This window comes from Methylomarinum sp. Ch1-1, assembly GCF_030717995.2.
Classification (GTDB): domain Bacteria; phylum Pseudomonadota; class Gammaproteobacteria; order Methylococcales; family Methylomonadaceae; genus Methylomarinum; species Methylomarinum roseum.
On record NZ_CP157743.1, the window covers coordinates 1,927,372 to 1,947,046 of the forward strand.

The window sequence follows — 19,675 nt, forward strand, 5'->3', positions numbered from 1 at the left end:
AAATCTTATCGTTATTCTTGCTTTATCAATAAAGAGAAGAGGATAAGGGTCAGAATCAGGGAAACGCCTTGCCAAAACACCACAGGATTGCGTTCCATCAAAGGCGGCCGGATTTTATGCAGAAAGACTCGGTTTGGGCGGCGCAGATCATGGATGAATTCGGATAATTCCTGGTAGCGTTTGTAAGGGTTTGGATGTACCGCTTTACTGATGGCGTCATCTATCCAAGCTGGGATTTCACTGTCGGCGCCAACGATGGTGCGGTAGCGTAATTTGTTCTGGGCGGCCCGCGACCGTGCTTTGACTACTTCAACGCCGTAAGGCAGCTTAGCGGTCAATATTTGATAAGTAATGACACCCAGGGAAAACAAATCGGAACAGGGCGTCCCGCTTGCGCCGAGGAAATATTCAGGGGCGGTGTATTGCGCCGTGCCGGGGATAGGGTTCCGTATGATGGCGGTGGATATTTCCTCCAAGCCGGCCACCCGAGTCGAACCGAAATCGATGATCTTTACCGTGCCGGTTTTATCGATCAGGATATTGTCAGGCCTTAGGTCTTGATGCAGCATTTCCAAGCGGTGAAAAGCGCGCAGTCCCTTGGCGATTTGTTCGACGATTCCGCGCACGGTTTCCAGTTCGGGTCTCGGGTTGTCTATCATCCACTGGGTTAAGGTGCGTCCTTCAATGTATTCTGTGGTGATATAAATAAAGTTATGTTTCCGGGTCTGCTCACACGGTTTCAGGACAAAGGGACTGTCGATGCGGTGGGCGATCCAGTCTTCCAGCAAAAAACCTTCCAGATAAGCCTGGTCGTCCCGAAGATCGATCGATGGCGCCTTGATAACGACCTGTATCCCGGTGTCATTGTCCACAGCCAAATAAACATGGCTTCGGCTGCTGGCATGGATTTCCCTGACGATGGTGTAGCCATCGAATTCCATCCGAGCTTGTAATATCGGCGGGAACGGCAGCCCGGTCAATTGCCGATAAGACTCGTCGGCATCCACCGCGGGCAAGTCTTCGGTTCTGACCAGTTGAATAGTCAGGTTGTCGGTGCTCCCGAGTCGATAAGCTTCGTTTGCAATCGTTTTTGCGCAGGTATCCAAATCATGTCGATGTTCCTCGAGTTGGGTGATGATGAAGTTGGACGACACATATTCGTAGACACCGTCCGTCGCCAATAAAAAGATATCGCTCTTCTCCAACGGCAGCGTTTGGTAATCGATTTCAATATGAGAGGCTATGCCCAAGGCGCGGCTCAAATAGCTTTTATCTTGACCAACCCAAAGCCGGTGGTCGTCGGTCAATTGCTCCAATGAATTGCCCTGCAAGCGGTAGATGCGGGCGTCGCCCACATGAAATAGATAGGCGGAAGTCGACTTGAGAACCAGAGCGCTGAAAGTACAGACATAGCCCCGGTCTTTTTCATAAGGATACAGCCCTTGCCGAGTCTGCGCATATAACCAGGAATTGGTCGCGATCAAAACCCGTTGCACCGATTTTTTGACCGACCAAGCTTCCGAGGTGCAAAAATAATCGGTTAAAAACCCAGTGACTGCGGCTTCGCTGGCGATCTGACTGACGTCGCTGCTGCTGATGCCGTCGGCCAGCGCGATGGCAATTCCTTTCGTATGCAACAGCGGTTCTTCGGGAATATAAACGCCGTGAAAATCCTGATTGGTTTCTTTGCGGCCTTTAGCGGAGTATTGGCCCACGGAGATTGTTAATTGATTGGACATAGGATGTGTACTGACGTCCACGGATGTGCTGTTCTGTAGATCATGTTGCCGCGATAGCCGTTAAGTGTTTCAGCAATTTGTCAGGGAACGCTGCCGCGCCCCCTGGTCTACGATTAAATCATGGAGCTCATTCGTTTGCGTTGTTGTTAGGCAAGGGCGCGTTTCGGAGCCGTTCTGGCGTGAGTCGCATATAAAGTCAATCCGGTAAAGGCCAGTCCACCGACCAAGTTGCCGAGCACGGTCGGAATCTCGTTCCAGATCAAATAATCCATGATCGAGAAGTTGCCGCCCATGATCAGGCCCGATGGAAACAGAAACATGTTGACGACGGAATGCTCGAAAGCCATGCCGAAGAACAGCATGATCGGCATCCACATGGCGATGACCTTGCCACTGACCGTGGTGGAAATCATGGCTCCGACCACACCGGTCGAGACCATCCAGTTACACAGCATCCCCCTGATAAACAGAGTCAACATCCCGGCCGCCCCGTATTTGGCGTAACCGACGGTGCGTCCTTCGCCGATGGTGGCGATTTTTTGGCCGACTGCATTGGGTTCGGTGGAGAAACCATAGGTAAAGACAATGGACATCATTAACGCCACCGTCAGCGCTCCCAGGAAATTGCCGATAAAAACCAGTCCCCAGTTTCTGAATACGCCGCCAAGAGTCACGCCGGGACGTCTATCCAGCCAAGCCAGCGGCGTTAGCACAAAAACACCGGTCAACAGGTCGCAGCCGAGTAAATACAGCATGCAAAAACCAACCGGGAACAGAATGGCGCCAATGATAGGATAGCCTGTTTGGACAGTGACCGAAATCGCAAATACCGCAGCCAATGCAAGGATCGCTCCGGCCATAAACGCTCTAATTATCGTGTCACGTGTCGACATATAGATTTTGGATTCACCGGCATCCACCATCTTCGTAACGAATTCTGCAGGGACTAAATAAGACATAATTCACCTCTTTCTGTGAGTGTTTCAATTACCGGATCAGTCATACAGCGCTGAAGGCCTTCGTGTTGTTCTTAGATCTATTGATCTGCTAGAAAATAATGGTGACCGTCGTTTCACATAGGGAAATCCAGACAAAAAGGCATCGGCCGCTGAAGACCGAGTTTCGACGGCTGGCTGTAGAGAATTCCGGCGTTGGAATTCGAAAAATTAGGAGAATTCCGACATTGGAATTCAGAATAACGATAGCAGGGATCATGCCAGCCTTTGACAGGCGAATAATGGGAGCATTCGAGGGAAATTTGAACTGTTTTGCACCATTTTGAATCGATTTGGTTAATGTTTGGTGCGAAATCGTTAAATTTCTAGGTGGGTAGCGCCTAACTCAATTTGCTTTTGCCGATAAAGAGACAGGGAGTTATAGATTGCGATAGAATACAGAACATTTACATTCGACTTTCAGGCGAGCGGGATTGGGTTTTACGCCGCCTGTTTGATCTACAGCTTCAAAAATATAATCAAGAGGGAAAGCGTGTGGCAGAAATAACAGAAGTGCCCAGTCCTTTTTGCGGCATAGGCACAGATGATCTGACGGTACAGGTTGATGGCGTCGCGCTGAAAGTGACTGAAAATGGTTGCGCCGTCAATACGCCGGCGTTCGAACAGGCGATAACCGATAGCCGTCCCAGGATCGACGGTCAAGAAGTCAGTTTGGATCAGGCGGTCGCCAAGGCAGCGGATATCCTGCGCGGCAGCAACCAACCGGTGATCGGAGGTTGCGCCACCGATGTCAACGGCATGCGCGCGGTACTGGCTACGGCCGATCGCAGCGGCGCGGTGGTCGACAACATGAATTTCAATGCCGCTAGGCGCAACATCCTGGCGCTGCAGGATGCCGGCTGGATGACCACGACTTTGGCGGAAATCAAAAACCGCTGTGATGTGTTGATCGTGGTCGGCGCCGACCTGGAAACCTTCGCGCCGCGCTTCTACGAGCGCTATCTGTGGAACAAGGTGGCGATGCATTTGCCCGACACCAGCGCTCGCGAAGTGGTTTATCTGGGTAAGGCGCCGTCCGGCGACGCTTCTACTTCGCCGGACGGGCGCCAGGCCAAGGTTTTGACCTGCGCCGATCAGGACTTGCCCGAGGTCGTCGCGGTATTGTCGGCGCTGGTTAAAGGCAACAAGGTCGTGGCCGACAGTGTTGCCGGCATCGAGCTGGCCGAATTGCAGCAGATCGCTGAGCAATTGCAAAAAGCCCGTTACGGCGTCGTCACGTGGGCGGCGGGATCCTTGAATTTCAGTCAAGCTGAATTGACCGTACAAAAGATCTGCGACTTGGTCAAAGACATCAATGATCAGGGCAGTCGTTGTTCCGGCTTCCCGCTAGGCGGCAAGGAAGGCGACCAGACCGCCAATCAGGTTTGCGGCTGGACCACCGGTTATGCAGCGCGTACCGGATTTTCCCGCGGCTATCCGGAATACGATCCTTTTTTGAATGACACCGAATTAATGCTGAGCAATGGCGAAGCCGACGCCTTGGTCTGGGTGCAGGCTTTCAACAGCGCCGCGCTGCCGCCTAAGGCCGATGTGCCGACGGTCGTGGTCGGGCGTTCCGGCATGAGCTTCGATCAGGAGCCGGAGGTGTATATTCCGGTCGGCACGCCAGGCATCGATCATGCGGGGCATGCTTACCGGTTGGACAGTGTCGTTGCGATTCGACTGAAGAAATTAAGGGACTCCGGTTTGCCCAGCACGGCGGAGGTGTTGAATGCCATTGAACAAGCGTTGTAGGTGAGACATGCTGATTAAACTAACAGGCGGAACGGTCTACGATCCTGCAGGTGGGATCGATGGACAAAAACAGGATATTTATATAGAGGACGGCAAAATCGTCGCCAAACCCGGCGACGACGTCAAGATTGACCGAGAATACGATCTGAACGGCAAGGTGGTGATGTCAGGGGCGATCGATTTGCACACGCATATTGGCGGCGGCAAGGGCAATATCGCGCGCATCCTATTGCCGGAAGATCACCGCGCCGATCCGGTCGTGCGCAGTCAATTGACTCGCTCCGGATGCGGGCATGCGATGCCGAGCACCTTCGTGACCGGCTACCGTTATGCGGAAATGGGATACACGGCCGCATTCGAACCGGCGGTGTTGCCGGTTAACGCCCGTCAGGCGCATATGGAAATGGGCGATATTCCGATCCTGGACAAGGGCGGCTATGTATTGTTGGGCAGCGACGATTATTTGCTGCGCATGATGACGGCGAAGAAAGATCAGCAGGCGGTCAACGATTATGTCGCTTGGACGTTGAAAGCCTCCAAGGCGATCGGCATCAAGGTGGTCAACGCCGGCGGCATCAGCGCCTTCAAATTCAACCAACGGAAGCTGGATCTGGACGAGAAAAACGCTTATTACAACGTATCGCCGCGTGAGATTCTGCAAACTCTGGCGCGGGCGGTCAAGGAATTGGGGTTAAGTTTTCCGTTGCATGTGCATGGCTGTAATCTGGGCGTGCCGGGCAATGTCAACACCACGCTGGACACGATACAAGGCATCGGCGGCTTGCCGATGCACTTGACCCATATCCAATTTCACAGCTACGGCGCCGAAGGGGATTTCAAGTTTTCGTCCGGTGCGGCGCAAATCGCCGAAGCGATCAACAAGAACAAGAATATCACCACCGATGTCGGCCAAATCCTGTTCGGACAGACCGTCACCGCATCCGGCGACAACATGCGTCAGCACGCCAATCACCAGTTCGCCAGTCCGAACAAATGGGTGTGCATGGATATCGAATGCGACGCCGGTTGCGGCGTCGTGCCGTTCAAATATCGCGATCAGAACTTCGTCAACGCACTGCAATGGGCGATCGGTCTGGAAATCTTCCTGCTGGTCGATGACCCGTGGCGCGTGTTCCTGACCACGGATCATCCGAACGGCGCACCGTTCACCAGTTATCCGCATTTGATCCGGCTGTTGATGGATAAGAGTTTCCGCAACGACATGCTGGCGACGATTCATCCGGAAGCGCAGAAGATGACGACGCTGGCTTCGATCGACCGCGAATACAGTCTGCAGGAGATCGCGATCATGACCCGCGCGGGCGCGGCTAAGATTATCGGTTTGCAGAACCGCGGCGCACTGACGCCTGGAAACTGGGCCGACATTACCGTCTACACCGATCATGCCGATCGGCAGAAGATGTTCGAGAAACCGGATTATGTGTTCAAGGACGGCGAGCTGGTCGTGCAAGACGGGCAGGTGGTGAAAGTCACCTGGGGCACAACTCATGTCGTCGAGCCCGATTACGACGCCGGCGTGGAAAAAGATCTGCAAACTTATTTCGATCGTTATCTGACCATGAAACTAGGAAACTTTAAAATCAGTGATGATGAAATCACCGAGGACGGGCGCGGTAGCCTGACCGTTCATCCAACCGTGGGAGGCGCATTATGATCATCAACGGCGTCCAGATTGACAAGACCTTCGCCGAGGCGTTTCCGATGAAGGGGACGCGGGCGGTCATTACCGCGCAAAACGAAAAATGGGCGATGATTTCCGCTCAGGCGATGACGGGTTTCGCCACCTCGGTCATCGCCTGTGGTTGCGAAGCCGGCATTGAGCGAGTATTGGACCCGTCGGAAACCCCTGACGGCCGGCCCGGCGTATCGATACTGATTTTCGCGATGGGCGGTAAGGGCCTGGCCAAGCAATTGGAAACCCGGGCCGGGCAGTGTGTGCTGACTTCGCCGACTTCGGCCTTGTTTGCCGGTATCGATGAAGGTAAACAGATTCCGTTAGGCAAGAATCTGCGTTATTTCGGCGACGGCTTCCAGATCTCCAAGAAAATAAACGGCAAGCGTTATTGGCGGGTGCCGGTCATGGACGGCGAGTTCCTGACCGAGGCGACCACCGCTCAGGTCGAGGCGGTCGGCGGCGGCAACTTCCTGGTGCTGGCCGAGTCGCAACCGCAGGCTTTGGCGGCTTGCGAGGCGGCGATCGAAGAAATGCGCAAGATCCCGAATGTGATCATGCCGTTCCCGGGGGGCGTCGTGCGATCCGGCTCCAAGGTCGGCTCCAAGTATCCGGCCTTGGGTGCGTCGACCAATGATGCTTTCTGTCCGACGTTGAAAGGCATTACCCAAACCGATCTGTCCCCGGAAGTCGAATCGGTGATGGAAATCGTCATCGACGGCCTCAGCAAGGAAGACATCGACAGGGCCATGCGCGTCGGCATCCAGGCCGTTTGTGACCTGGGCGCAGAAAACGGCATTCGTCGTATCAGCGCCGGCAACTACGGCGGCAAACTGGGACCGTTTCACTTCCACTTGCAGGAGATCATGGCATGAGTGCATTAACATTGACGATGAAACAGCGACTGGATCAGCGCGTCGATATGTCGCCATTGGTCTGTCAGAAATTGCAGGATCTGGAGCCTACTGAGATTGCCGCGATCAGGTTGCAGAATGGTAAGCGCACGATCAGGGTAGATGAGTTGTTCAAGATTAAAGGCGACGATACGCAGAATATCGTTATCGAAGGTAGCTATGGCAAGCTGGACTTCATCGGCAAAGAACTGGAGGGCGGCAGTATCACCGTACACGGCGATGCCGGAGCCTACTTAGGCCAGGATATGAAATCCGGACGCATACAGGTGACCGGTAATGCAGGGCTCTATGCCGGCTGTGAAATGAAAAACGGCCTGTTACAGATTGATGGCGATGCCGGCGATTTTCTTGGCGCGGCATTGCCCGGCAATAAACAGGGCATGAAGGGCGGCACGATCCTGGTCAAGGGCAGCGTCGGCGAGAGAGCAGGCGACCACATGCGCCGCGGGGTGATATTGGTCGAAGGGGATGCCGGCGATTATTGCGGTTCCAGAATGGTGGCCGGCACGATCGCGGTGATGGGGCAGACTGGCCGTTATTTGGGCTACGCGATGCGTCGGGGAACGCTATTATTGTGGAATCAACCGCAGTTGTCGGCGACCTTCAATGATTGCGGGCCGCATACCTTGGCCTTCTTGCCGATGCTGTTTGCTTCGTTCAGACATTTGAACAGCAAGTTCGCCGATGCGTCGGTCGCCTTCAACCGTGCGCGGCGTTACGGTGGCGATATGGCCGAAGTCGGCAAGGGCGAAGTGCTGGTTAAACAGTAATTCGCTAGCCCGTCTGTCGCGTGTTGAAATAAGGAGTGCCGGGAACTTCGGCTTCCCGCATTATGCTAGGCTTGATGCGGGTCCCATATTTATTCCTCGCGAGTATACCTGACTTAATAGATAGAAAGCTTTAGCTGTTTCGAACGGCTAAGGCTTTTTTATTGGAGAGAATTTTTAATGACAAACGTCACTATTCAGTATAAAAATGCTTTTACTATCAGTCTCTTGCTATAGAAGACGCCGTTCACCCAGCACCTAAATTATGCTGGAATGTAAAATATAGTCCAGTAGCCATGGAATTTAGGTGCTGGGTAAACCCATCCCTGGGGGCTTGACGGCAGCATCCTTGCTGCCGACATCCACGCCAAACACACCCCATGCCCTTTTTGAACGCCAAAGTGATGATATTGCTGGAATAGTTAGTGCGGCCAAACAAATTTCTGGATTTATCCAATCTACGCGGTGTTTTTTTGGCGGCATGACCACCGGGGGTGATGGCTTTGCCGTCGCCGGGGCGATAGAGGCGCATGAACGGCATAAGTGTGATTGTCATCGTATTCTCTTTCCGTGATTGGGGCATGCGCTGATGCTGAGCTCATTAAGGTGAGGCCGTTACTGGCCATGCCGAAGCCGCAGAAAGCAATTAAATAATCGTAATTCTATAGAGCGCATTATGAAGAAGGCTATTTCGCAACATGAACATCGTTTGACGGTCGATGAAGTGCTCGATTGGATGCTAGGCGATCAGTTGATCGACCCGCAGGAATATGCCGAACTGCACAGCTTTTCGCTGCATTGGGAGAATCGGGATCGACAAGCGGTCGAAGTCATTTGCCAATATCAGGCAGCGGAAAAAGGCCGTTTGCGCAAACATTTTACCGAGGAAAAACTGTCACAATGGATCGCGGCGAAGGTCGGTTTGCCTTATTATTTTATCGATCCGCTGAAAATCGACGTGGTCAAGGTCACCACGGTTTGTCCGAAGCCTTATGCCGAACGTTACGGGATATTGCCCGTCGCTATGGACGAGCACAGCGTGACGGTAGCGACCAGCGAACCTTTCCTGCGCGAATGGGAAGCCGATCTAGGTCACATGCTGAAGAAGAAAATGAAACGCGTTTACGCGAATGCTCAGGATATCGCCCGCTATAGCGAAGAGCTCTATGCCTTTTCCAAGTCGGTCAAAGGCGCCTCGAACCGCCCCGATCAACGCAGCAGTCAGCTGACCAATCTGGAACAGCTGGTCGAGCTGGGCGAGAAAAGCGATCTGGAAGTCAATAACCGGCATATCGTCAGCCTGGTCAATTGGCTGTTTCAATATGCTTTCGACCAACGCGCCAGCGACATACACTTGGAGCCGCGACGTGGAAAAAGCAATGTGCGCTTTCGCATCGACGGCGTGATGCATCATGTCTACGAATTGCCGAGTGCGGTGATGGACGCGGTGGTCAGTCGCATCAAAACGCTGGGGCGGATGAATATCGCCGAAAAGCGTAGGCCTCAGGACGGTCGTCTAAAAACTCTAAAAAACGACAACGAAGTCGAATTAAGGCTGTCGACGATGCCGACCGCGTTCGGCGAGAAAATGGTCATGCGGATATTCGATCCGGAAATACTGTTGAAAAATTTTTCCGAGCTGGGTTTCAATAAAAAGGAACAGCAATTATGGCGGGAGATGAGTCATCAGGCGCATGGCATCATACTGGTGACCGGGCCGACCGGATCGGGCAAGACCACGACGTTGTATTCGACGCTGAAACAGTTGGCGACCGCAGAGGTTAACGTCTGTACCGTCGAGGATCCGATCGAGCTGATCGAACCGGGTTTCAACCAGATGCAGGTTCAGCACAATATCGGCCTGAACTTCGCTGCCGGCATCCGCACCTTGATGCGCCAGGACCCCGATATCATCATGGTCGGTGAAATACGCGACCTGGAGACCGCGGAAATGGCCGTTCAGGCTTCATTGACCGGACACCTGGTGTTGTCGACGCTGCATACCAACGATGCGCCTTCCGCGGTGACCCGTATGCTGGAGCTGGGCGTGAAGCCTTATTTGATCAAGCTGACCTTGCTTGGCGTGATGGCGCAACGATTGATCCGTACCCTGTGTCCGAAATGCAAGCGCAAAACGGCCGTCGACGAGGCCGAATGGCGAACCCTGGTGCAGCCGTTCAAGGTCGAGAAGCCTGAAACGATATATCGGCCGGGCGGCTGTAACGATTGCCGCCATACCGGTTATGCCGGTCGGGTCGGCATTTATGAGGTGTTTCAAAACAGTCCGACGATACAGAGGCGGATTGTGGAAAATTGCGACGCAACGGGCTTGCAGCGTCTAGCGTTGCAGCAAGGCATGCGCACATTGCGGTTGAGCGGAGTGGAAAAAGTGTTGACCGGCCTGACCTCGATCGAGGAAGTGCTCAGGGTCGCGCCGGAATCCTCAATAAGCTAGCAAATAAGCGGCGTAGCGGCGGCAGCGCATGAGTTGTGTCTGTCGAGGAGCGCCGTTGGGGGCTTGACGTCGGCATCCTTGCTACCGACATTCTCGCCAGACACACCTCACGCACTTTTAGATCTCTAAATTGGAAATTGCTATGCTACAGTATTTGCTGCAATTGCATCAGTCGCGTTTGTTAGCAGCAATTCCCATCAGTTTGAGTATTTTTGCGGTGTTTAGGGCATGGGGTGTGTCTGTCGAGGAGCGCCGTTCACCCAGCACCTAAATTATGCTGGAATGTAAAATATAGTCCAGTAGCCATGGAATTTAGGTGCTGGGTAAACCCATTCCTGGGGGCTTGACGGCAGCATCCTTGCTGCCGACATCCTCGCCAAACACACCCCATGCCCTTTTTGAACGCCAAAGTGGGAATTGCTGGTTTGTTAGGGATGCGCTTGCTTTTCGCTGTGTTGTTCTTTGCTGATCAGACCTGCTAAGTCTTTCAGTTGTTCGGCGAGCAGTTCCAGCAGGTCGTCCAGCGTGATCAGGCCGACTAATGCGCCTTGCTCGTCGACCACCGGCATGCGTCTGATGCCGTGATAACGCATTTGTTTAAGCGTATCGATCACGTCGTCGTTTTCGCCGGCCAACTTCAGGTCGCCGCTGCTGACGTCTCCGACGGTCACGGCGGCGAGATCAACAGCCTTGGCGATCAGTTCAATGACGATATCCCGATCCGTCAAGATGCCGATCGGAAAATTTCGTTCGCCTCGCTGTTCGGTGACGACCAGGCAGCCGACATGATATTGTCTCATCAAGGCGGCTGCTTCCTGAATCGAAGCCTTATTTTCGACGATGACGACTTCGCGGTTACAAATCTTAGCTAATGACATGATGGCCCCTTTACACGATTAAACCCGACAGGGCTCATCTTGTTCATATCTGTCAGCGAGCTGTCAAGCTGTTTTTACAGAAAAGTATGCGTCGTCTTCCAGACCTGACAGTTGTTTCGTCCCACATTTTTCGCTCGGTATAGCGCCTGATCGGCTCTGATAATCAGCTCATCTAAGCTTTCGGCCGGCGTAGACAGCGAGCTGATGCCGAAACTCGCGGTGATGCGCTGATCGATCGCGGGAATTTGCAGCGCCGCGATAGTTTTGCGTAAGCGTTCGGCGAATTTCAAGGCGTTTTGCTCACTGGCTTCTTCGAGCAGGAGGGTGAATTCCTCACCGCCGAAACGGGCAGTGAAATCGGTTTCTCGACAAACTTTCCGGCAGCAAGCGGCGACCTGGACCAGCACCTCGTCGCCGACCGCATGGCCGTAATTGTCGTTGAAGCGCTTGAAGTGATCGATGTCCAGAACGATAACCGCCAAATCTCGGTTATAGCGTTGGGCGCTGCGAAATATCGGTTCCGCTTTTTCGTGGAAGGCTCTTCGATTCAAGACGTCGGTCAGCGGGTCCTGGGATGCCAGGTATTCGAGTTCCCGGGTGCGTTCGGCGACGAGTTGTTCCAAGGTCGCATTGAGTTCTTTCAGCGCGTTTTGCGTGACTGTGAAATGGTGCAGAGAGATCGCGGTGATCGCCAGCAGGAAAGCCAGCAGTCCCCATGCCATCGGCACCCTGTGCCAAGGGAGATAACTGTGCGCGACGGCCATGTCAACCAGCAGGAAAAGACTGAATATGGCGTAGCTGACGATGATGGTTTTCTTCTCGGCGCCGACTTTCCTGAACAAGACGAATGCGACGCCGAACAAAATGACCAGGCTGATCGCGAACAAGCCGTCAAAGATGAAGTACATGTTGGAGATTTCGCCATGGCCGCTCACGGATAGCGTAATGGCGCCCACTGCATAAGCGAGGTGAAATACCCCTACCGACTGGGTGAGGAGGATGAATTTTCCGGCGCACCATTCTCCGAATAAAAACGCCATCGCAACCGGCAGCATGAAATAGCCGGCGGCGCCCAAGTGATCCCATAGCAACGGGGCGTTGAACAGCAATTGCTTGATTTGACTCTGGCCCAACACGACGAATGCGGACGACAAGGCGAACAAGGCTAGATAAAAAAAGCTTTTCCGCTCGGATTGCAACAGCGCAAAAGCTATCGCCAGTATCGCGATCAGGAAAGAAAAGAAACTGACAATAATCTGTTCCACCGAGTGGTCGAAAATGTAGCGGATCAGATCCAGTCGCTCCATGATTTTGATTTCGCCCCATAGACCGATATCGCTATAGTCGGAAAATATCCGAAAATAAATAGGCTTGCCGGCGAAATTTTCCGGCAAATCAATCATGTGCCATGGCCAACCTTCGAATCGACCTTGACCCTGCGAGTCAAACGTTCCGTAATGATAGATCTGCTTGCCGTCCAAATACACCTGGACGATCAAGTCGACGCTATAAATGTAGATGATCGGGTCGCGCCAATTTCCTTCAGGTAAGGTGGTGCGGTACCAGACGTTGATGTTGCCGTTGCGAGCGGGCGGGTTGGAAGGGAAATCGATATCAGTCCAGTGTGCAGCTTCGTCCTCGGCTAGCGTCCATTCCGGAACTCCTTTGTCGTTGAAGGGCGAGTCACCCCAGCGGTATTGCCAGCCCGATTGCAACGATCGGGGTGCTTCGTCAGCCGCGACGGCCCCGGAGAAGCCATACAGAGCCCAGAGAAAAACCAGCATGAAGGCTGTCTTATTTAATTTTGCCATCTTCCCTCTGTTAACAGAGGGGAGCATGAGGAGAACAGAGATCAAGTTAAAACCAATGAGTCGAATTAGCGTGTGTCCGGAAACTGGGAGAGGTTGTGTAAGGAATAGTTCGCGGTAGCCTGATGCCATGATGTTATCGGCCAGTGTTAACGCAATTGTAATTATTCAGCGTAGTTTTATAAGAAGGAGTAGGTTATTGATTTATCGGGCTGTCTAAAACCCGAAAATTTTAAATAGTTACACGCAATTTTACTCTGATTGATCGTTTAAATCGGATAAATATATCATCCGATATGATTTGTGATAGATTTGATTGCGGAGTGCGACAACGCTTTAATCATAAGTCGACTCTTTTTGTCAGTTAGACGGGCTGGAGGAAGAAAATGTTAAAAATACAAGCATATAAGCCGGGTGGTAAAGCTGAATTCGGCGATGAGGATTTTTCGATATTCAACGAGGGCTTTGAAAACTTAATCAACAATCCCGACAGCAAGCTCGACAACAGAATCGCAGTCCGCATGTTTTTGGCTCTGAGGGGGATTAAAGGACAATTGTATCAGAACCTTGTTGAGCCTTACGATAATGGCTTTTATAAGAGGGCGGATGGTAAGTCTCATCCTGTTCCTTGGTTAAGAGTTCCGCGCTTTTTGAGGGTGCTGGGTTTTGACAAGGACATCGTCTCGATACGACATGACCTGGACTATTACCGGGGCCATGTCGGAGATGGACAGGCGATAGGCGGTAAAGCGCAGCGCAAAAAGGCCGATATCGCTTACCGAGAGTCACAAAATGCGGTCGGCGAGAGGAACTGGATCATCTATACCGATTATTTGGGCTTGCGCCTGTTTGGCTGGTATTCATGGAAGAATCATCAATTTAAAAGACAAACGATAGATGGCTACGGTACAGATGACTATTTTAAGGATAAGGACGTCATACGGTCATTGGATAAAACCGATGTCGCCAAGCAGACTTAGAGACAATGACGATTAGATTATGTAAGCTTATTTTTCCGTGGGGTTTTCTTCATGCTGCTGCGTGAGTATCCTACGAGCCTGGTTAAAATTCAAGCCGCTGATGCCGCCTTTTTGCATCGATTGTTTCAATGAGTGCGCCAGCGCCGAAGCCAGCGCGCGGGAGTAGAAGGGCAGTGTTTCGATATAAACCGGCAGCAGGTCGTCTATCCGTTCGGCCCGTTGCATGCTGTTTTCGAAACGTTCGCGCCGACGCTTGATTTCGTCGATTAGGGCAGGGTCGTTCAGGCATTGCCCCGACAGCCGCAGCGTCCAGGTCAGATCGGCCTGTAGTTCGCAGCGACCGATATAACGACCGTATTGATGAGTAGACCATTGTTCGGGCGCTATTAATGATAGATTGTAGCGGCCGTTTTTCCGGTAAAGCCAATAACCTTGTCCGGAGACCGGCTTGAATCTGATTTGGCTGTTCAGGATAAAAAGGGACGTGAAGAGTTCGTTACTTATCCGGTCGATGTTCTTCGCCGGCACTGACAGCTGTGTTTTGGCCTGCCGTAAACTCTCCAGCACAGGAGACAGGCCTTTGCCTTGAGGATTAGGGAATTTCGGGCTGGAATCCATTGACTTAGAATTTCCTCAGTTCGGGATAAAAAATCATATATTGCAAAGAGCTAAGACGGTATCAGGTCGCTCTGGAAGAGGTGTGCTCAAGCCTACGCCGCACAAGGACGTGTAAGTGCAGCGGTAAGCAGGAGCTGTTAGCAGCCATGGACGTATTCACCCAGCACCTAAATTCCATAGGCTAATGGCTGCGATAAATCATCTTCGTTTATTTAGGTGCTGGGTGAACGGCGTCTTCTGGAAGGTCTACTTGATCAGGCTGGTTTCTTAACCGGAGCTCAGGTTGGCTTAGCGTGTTTTTTCGTGAATTCAAGCGGCAGGCAAGGTTGAAATAATCTCGGTTCACTAGGGTTTCAGGTATCGGCGCCAGTTACGTCAACTTCTGATAGCCATAACCTGGGTTGGAATAGGCCAGAACTATACCCATAAAAAAGCCCCGCGATGGCGAGGCTTTTTTGGTCAGCAAAGTCGCTTAGATTTTACCGTCCAGACCCATTTGGAAATATTTATGGGTGATTTTGTCTTGATTTTCCAGCAACCAGTCGATGTCCGGTGTATTGGTCATCGCTTTGTGGATCGCCTGTGCCGTGGCTTTACGGTGAATATCAAACAGGATTTGGTGATCCAGGTTGTCGTCTTTGGCGACGCTTGGATTCAACCAGACTGAGCAGATGATGCCCAGGTCATTCGCTTTTTCTTTGGGAATGTCGCCGGCGCGGACTGCGTCCAAGACGCCGTTGGCGATGGCCGCCTGTACCGTTCCCATCAGGATATTGGTGTAACGGTTATCTTTGACGGTGACTTTACTGACCATCAGGGTAACAGGACGTACCTGAATGTCGGTATTCAGAATGGCAAAGACTTTGGAATGACCTTTAACCTGATCGCCGGTTAAGGTCGCCAATGCGGTACCAACAGGGCCGTCCAGTTCGCCGATAACGATTTCGGGTTCTGCCGCCGTGCCTGGAGGTCCGCCGGCAACCAGAGCTTCACCGGTACGCATCACAATTCTTTCACTCATGTTCATCTCCTGTTAAAAACATTAAAAAAGTATTCCTAACGGCGTAGAATAACATGTTTCAGATATAACTTTAATAGCGCAGTGACACAAGGATTATCGACGACCGACCATAACCGCGATGTCGCGGGTTTGAAATATGTTTATCCGGTGATTTCAAGAAGGGCGGGGGGGCTGTCCATCGGCATCAATTTCAATACCAATAATGCCTGTAATTGGCGTTGCGTCTATTGTCAGGTGCCTGATTTAAGTAGAGGGACGGCGCCGGAAGCGGATTTTGCATTGTTGGCGGAGGAGTTGGATTATTTTATTGATCAGGTTTTGCATGGCGATTTTTTCGACCGTTTTCAAGTGCCCGAACATCTGCGGGTGATCAAGGATATCGCCATTTCCGGGAACGGTGAGCCGACCAGCTTGCCGGATTTTGCTAAAGCGGTGCAGTTGATCGGCGAACTTGCCCAGGGAAAAGGTTTGTTTCCAGAGATAGGCTTCGTCTTGATTACCAATGGCAGCTTAATGCATCAGGCCAAAGTTCAAGAGGGCCTGAAACAGTTAAATCGCTTTGCCGGCGAGGTCTGGTTCAAACTCGATAGCGCAACCGAGCAAGGGCGTCGAAAAATCAACAACAGCGTAGAAAGCGACCGTATGGTGTTGGAGCATTTAAAAATATCCGCTAGCCTGTGCCGGACCAAGCTGCAGACCTGTTTATTAAATTTTAAACAGTTTCCTTGGACGGAAGAGGAGCGAAACGCCTATCTGGCGTTATTGAAACGGATTAAGGGCGAGATAGCGCTGCAGGAAATTCTGCTCTACGGCATCGCCCGGCAATCGCTGCAGCCTGAAGCGGATGAATTAGCTAAGGTGAACGAAGAACAGATGAACCAATTTGCCGAACGAATAAGGGCGCTCGGCTACAAGGTTCGCATCAGTTTTTAATGGACTGATTCATGTTGCTCACCGAGTGAAGTCTAAGCTATTTCACAATCCCAACTTGGCTTTTAATTTCTGGAAAGCGCCTTCTATCGAAGCATCCATTGCCGCCACCTGGTTCATCGCGACGATGATGCGGGTTAACTGGGGAAAACCGGTAGTTCGTGTAGACTGAGTATAGATAGGTTGAATGTAAAGCAAATTGCCATCCACCGGCACGATAATCATCCGACCTTTAATGACTTTGGTGCCTCGTTGTTGCCAAAGGGTCAATTGCTGTGAAATGATCGGGTCCTGATTGATAAAACTGTTGATTTGGGCCGGACCTTCGACTTGTTGATCAAAGGAAAATCGATAAACGGCAATGTCGGCCGAATAAGATGACCGGCAATCGGCCGCTTTGATGCAACCCGCCATCGCGATTATCCCCAAATTATCCCGATTGATCTTAGTCAGTGGAGCAAGCAGTAAAAAACGGTATAAATCAGGGTTGGCATTGCCCAAACCTCCGCTAGGCGCCAGCGTCAGAAAATACGGTAGCAGGCGTTTTTCTTCGACCTCAGGAAAACTCATCGCCTCGCTCTGCTGATAATACACATCCGGATTAGTTTGATGATAGCGGCTATACACATCCATCTGCAGCGCTAATAACCGACTCGGATAACTCAGATGATTAATAAAGGCGGGAGGTATGTCATCGGCGTCTTTGAAAAGCATCGGATAGATATTACGATAAGTCATCGCGACTGGATCTTTCGGATCGATCAAATAAAAGTCCAGCTGACCGCTATAGGCGTCGATGATGATTTTCACCGAATTGCGCAGATAATTTACGCGGTGAACAGCGCCGTTACTTGCTTGCTCGCGGATTGGAAAATTATAGTTATCCACGAGCGGATATTGATTGGAAGCGGTGTAGGCATCGACGATCCAATAAATTTTTCCATCAACCACGACCGGATAAGGATTAGGGTCTATCGTCAAAAAAGGAGCCAGGGTCTCGAGCATTTCGAGAATGTTACGCCGGAAAAGCAAGCGACTTTCGGCGTTTAAATTAGTCGTCACCAACAGATCGATATCCTGTAGATAACTCGACAATACGATTCTCCGGAACAACGAGGAAATCGCTACACCGCCCTCTACTTGCAAATCGTTGCGAATTTGGAGGTTTTCATCCTCAGGTTGCGGCGCACGAGCATCATTAGGCGTAATGGCGTAATAATATTTTGCCAGGCCGTAGAATATTTGCGGTCGCTTAATCTTTAATTGTTCATAATCGGTTTGCATATTCAGGTCACGAATCAGCCATTGCATGGGTTGATTCCCAGTCTGTAACGATGGGGTCATCACCACGCCATAGCCATGAGTATAAATAAAATGCAGGTTGTTCCAGGTCTTAGCCTCCTGTGGCAGCCTGTAAATATTGAGTTCCCGAGCCGCCACGTTAACCTGGTAATTCCTGCCTTCTATCCAGTAACGATCGACCGCGACTCGATCAAAATCGAAAAAAGTTCTGATCGCTTGCATTTGATCGTAGCCTGCCAACAACAGATCATGATCCCATAATGGGATGTTTTTCAAGACCTTGTTGATCGCCTGACTATTGATCGGATCCGAAGCGCTCTTCAACGGATAATCGATCCTCTCGACCCGGTCCAATTCGAACGCTTGTAAGGTAGCTTGAATGTTGTAGTCAATATTTTTACGTTCGGCGGTAACTGGATTGGGAACGACATAAAATCGTTCGATCAATCCCGGCACCCATTCACCCTGTTTTATCGCCACTGTAGCAAAGTAAATACTCGCACAAACAAACATTAGTTTTAGACCGCGACGGGTGTGTATATACCAGATGCCTGCAATTGCCGCAGCGATAAAAAACAAAAAGCTCAGCCAGATCAACGGCAACTGAAAATTTAATTCGACGAACCCCGGGCCAAAATAGACCGGTTTATGGCGGTCGACATAGAGTATATCGAAACGCTCCAAAGCAATCGACCAAGCCTGGATTGCGACAATCACGAGGATTAGTAGCGACAAATGGAGCTGAGCACTAGGTGGCAACGGTCTTTTTCCGCTATCTAGTTGGCGGTAAGCCACCCAATAGACTAATGCAATGGTCGCGAATAGCAAAGAAAATACCGCTAGCAACTCATATTGCACCAACTTGAATAACGGGAAGGTAAATAAATAAAAGCTAATGTCTCGTTCGAAGACAGGGTCCTTCATGTCCGACCCTGAATTGAAAAAGTACAACAGGAAGTCTTCCCAATGCAAATAGATCGGTGTCAAAATCGGTATCGTAAAGATAGCGGCCGAGAGCATGAATAGCCTAGCAGAAGGCGTCAACATCAAGACACTGAGCCGGTTCTTGAACCCTGAACCGGCAAACAGTTGCTTTGGTTCGAAGCCTAGAAGTTGCGGAACCAAGATAAAATTGAGAAAGATAAAGCTCCCTTGAATCAAGGTAATCGTTAAGGCGATCAAATCCCGGTAGGCAATTCGCAACAGATAATACAGCAACATATTGAGCGAGTCATGCCACCAAATCTCGACCAGGAAATGGGTCGCAGCGAACATAACAACTGCCACCACGAGAAAACACGCGCTTCCCCAAACTATAAAACGCCTGGAAGAATCTACTTTGGCTTGCATACGGTTTCGCCTCTGTCTATCTGTAGTAGGAACAGGAATAATAATTGAATTTTGGAATAAAACTAAAGGGTTTTGAACATGCGACAGGTTAACGTCAGCCAAACTTTCAAAATACGGTTAAAACAGTACCATTTACTCGTCATTGGTACTACTGTCAGGTTAAGGAAAAGCGCGGGTAATTATTCAGCGTATTTTTATCAGAGGGAGTAGGCTATTGATTTATCGGGCTGTCTGCAACAGGACGTTGCAGCCAGAGCTTACATGGATGTATTCACGCGTCCCGAGAAATCAATGGTCTACTCCCTAAACCCTGAAAGATACTGAATAGTTAGTGCGGAAGTCTAAGTGACTTGAATAAAAGGTCAAATAGCTGTTGTTCGAAACAGGTTTTACCATCCAAGCACTTAGGCTATGGGGCATATTAACACCGTTTTTCCAGCATCAGTTTGAGTATTTTTGAATGCCAAACT

The 19,675-nt window shown here is 51.1% G+C and carries 15 protein-coding genes; 7 read left to right on the forward strand and 8 right to left on the reverse strand.

Annotated features, from left to right (window positions below):
• Nucleotides 1–11: 11 nt before the first annotated feature.
• Nucleotides 12–1,739 (reverse strand): bifunctional protein-serine/threonine kinase/phosphatase, encoded by a 1,728-nt coding sequence (locus Q9L42_RS09110; protein ID WP_305908757.1) that lies wholly within the window; start codon nt 1,737–1,739, stop codon nt 12–14.
• A gap of 146 nt (nt 1,740–1,885) precedes the next feature.
• A complete protein-coding gene (locus Q9L42_RS09115; RefSeq protein WP_305908756.1) occupies nt 1,886–2,698 on the reverse strand; it encodes a formate/nitrite transporter family protein in 813 nt (270 codons plus the stop codon).
• Between the two features lie 531 nt (nt 2,699–3,229).
• Here Q9L42_RS09115 and Q9L42_RS09120 point away from each other — a divergent pair.
• Genes Q9L42_RS09120 through Q9L42_RS09135 form a run of 4 tightly spaced genes read left to right on the forward strand, consistent with a single transcriptional unit; the run spans nt 3,230 to nt 7,866 of the window.
• On the forward strand, nt 3,230–4,489 hold the full coding sequence (locus Q9L42_RS09120) for a formylmethanofuran dehydrogenase subunit B (protein ID WP_305908755.1): 1,260 nt from the start codon (nt 3,230–3,232) through the stop codon (nt 4,487–4,489).
• Between the two features lie 7 nt (nt 4,490–4,496).
• The gene (locus Q9L42_RS09125; RefSeq protein WP_305908754.1) at nt 4,497–6,164 is read left to right on the forward strand and encodes a formylmethanofuran dehydrogenase subunit A; all 1,668 of its coding nucleotides are present in this window, start codon (nt 4,497–4,499) and stop codon (nt 6,162–6,164) included.
• Nucleotides 6,161–7,057, forward strand: a complete 897-nt coding sequence (fhcD, locus tag Q9L42_RS09130; protein WP_349432662.1) for a formylmethanofuran--tetrahydromethanopterin N-formyltransferase — start codon at nt 6,161–6,163, stop codon at nt 7,055–7,057. Before Q9L42_RS09125 ends, fhcD begins: the two co-directional genes overlap by 4 nt.
• Nucleotides 7,054–7,866, forward strand: coding sequence for a formylmethanofuran dehydrogenase subunit C (locus Q9L42_RS09135; protein ID WP_305908751.1), 813 nt, complete (start codon nt 7,054–7,056; stop codon nt 7,864–7,866). Before fhcD ends, Q9L42_RS09135 begins: the two co-directional genes overlap by 4 nt.
• 244 nt (nt 7,867–8,110) lie before the next feature.
• Here Q9L42_RS09135 and Q9L42_RS09140 read toward each other — a convergent pair whose 3' ends face one another.
• Nucleotides 8,111–8,419, reverse strand: a complete 309-nt coding sequence (locus tag Q9L42_RS09140) for a hypothetical protein (RefSeq protein ID WP_305908750.1) — start codon at nt 8,417–8,419, stop codon at nt 8,111–8,113.
• A 120-nt stretch (nt 8,420–8,539) separates the two neighbouring features.
• On the opposite strand from Q9L42_RS09140, the gene Q9L42_RS09145 reads away from it, so the two are divergent.
• Nucleotides 8,540–10,318, forward strand: coding sequence for a GspE/PulE family protein (locus Q9L42_RS09145; RefSeq protein WP_305908749.1), 1,779 nt, complete (start codon nt 8,540–8,542; stop codon nt 10,316–10,318).
• 428 nt (nt 10,319–10,746) lie between these two features.
• Here the strand turns inward: Q9L42_RS09145 and Q9L42_RS09150 are convergent, their stop codons facing one another.
• Nucleotides 10,747–11,196, reverse strand: a complete 450-nt coding sequence (locus Q9L42_RS09150; RefSeq protein ID WP_305908748.1) for a CBS domain-containing protein — start codon at nt 11,194–11,196, stop codon at nt 10,747–10,749.
• A 74-nt stretch (nt 11,197–11,270) separates the two neighbouring features.
• Entirely contained in the window at nt 11,271–13,007 is a 1,737-nt protein-coding gene (locus Q9L42_RS09155; RefSeq protein WP_349432663.1) for a GGDEF domain-containing protein, read from the reverse strand.
• Nucleotides 13,008–13,390: 383 nt separating this feature from the next.
• On the opposite strand from Q9L42_RS09155, the gene Q9L42_RS09160 reads away from it, so the two are divergent.
• A complete protein-coding gene (locus tag Q9L42_RS09160) occupies nt 13,391–13,984 on the forward strand; it encodes a hypothetical protein (protein ID WP_305908745.1) in 594 nt (197 codons plus the stop codon).
• A 27-nt stretch (nt 13,985–14,011) separates the two neighbouring features.
• On the opposite strand, the gene Q9L42_RS09165 is transcribed toward Q9L42_RS09160, so the two are convergent.
• Both Q9L42_RS09165 and fae read right to left on the reverse strand, forming a co-directional pair.
• Complete coding sequence (locus tag Q9L42_RS09165) at nt 14,012–14,602, reverse strand: DUF2452 domain-containing protein (RefSeq protein ID WP_305908744.1); 591 nt, start codon at nt 14,600–14,602, stop codon at nt 14,012–14,014.
• Between the two features lie 472 nt (nt 14,603–15,074).
• Complete coding sequence (gene fae, locus Q9L42_RS09170) at nt 15,075–15,623, reverse strand: formaldehyde-activating enzyme (protein ID WP_305908743.1); 549 nt, start codon at nt 15,621–15,623, stop codon at nt 15,075–15,077.
• A gap of 81 nt (nt 15,624–15,704) precedes the next feature.
• On the opposite strand from fae, the gene Q9L42_RS09175 reads away from it, so the two are divergent.
• On the forward strand, nt 15,705–16,556 hold the full coding sequence (locus tag Q9L42_RS09175) for a radical SAM protein (RefSeq protein ID WP_349432664.1): 852 nt from the start codon (nt 15,705–15,707) through the stop codon (nt 16,554–16,556).
• Nucleotides 16,557–16,598: 42 nt separating this feature from the next.
• Here the strand turns inward: Q9L42_RS09175 and Q9L42_RS09180 are convergent, their stop codons facing one another.
• Entirely contained in the window at nt 16,599–19,205 is a 2,607-nt protein-coding gene (locus Q9L42_RS09180; protein WP_305908741.1) for a UPF0182 family protein, read from the reverse strand.
• Nucleotides 19,206–19,675 lie beyond the last annotated feature (470 nt).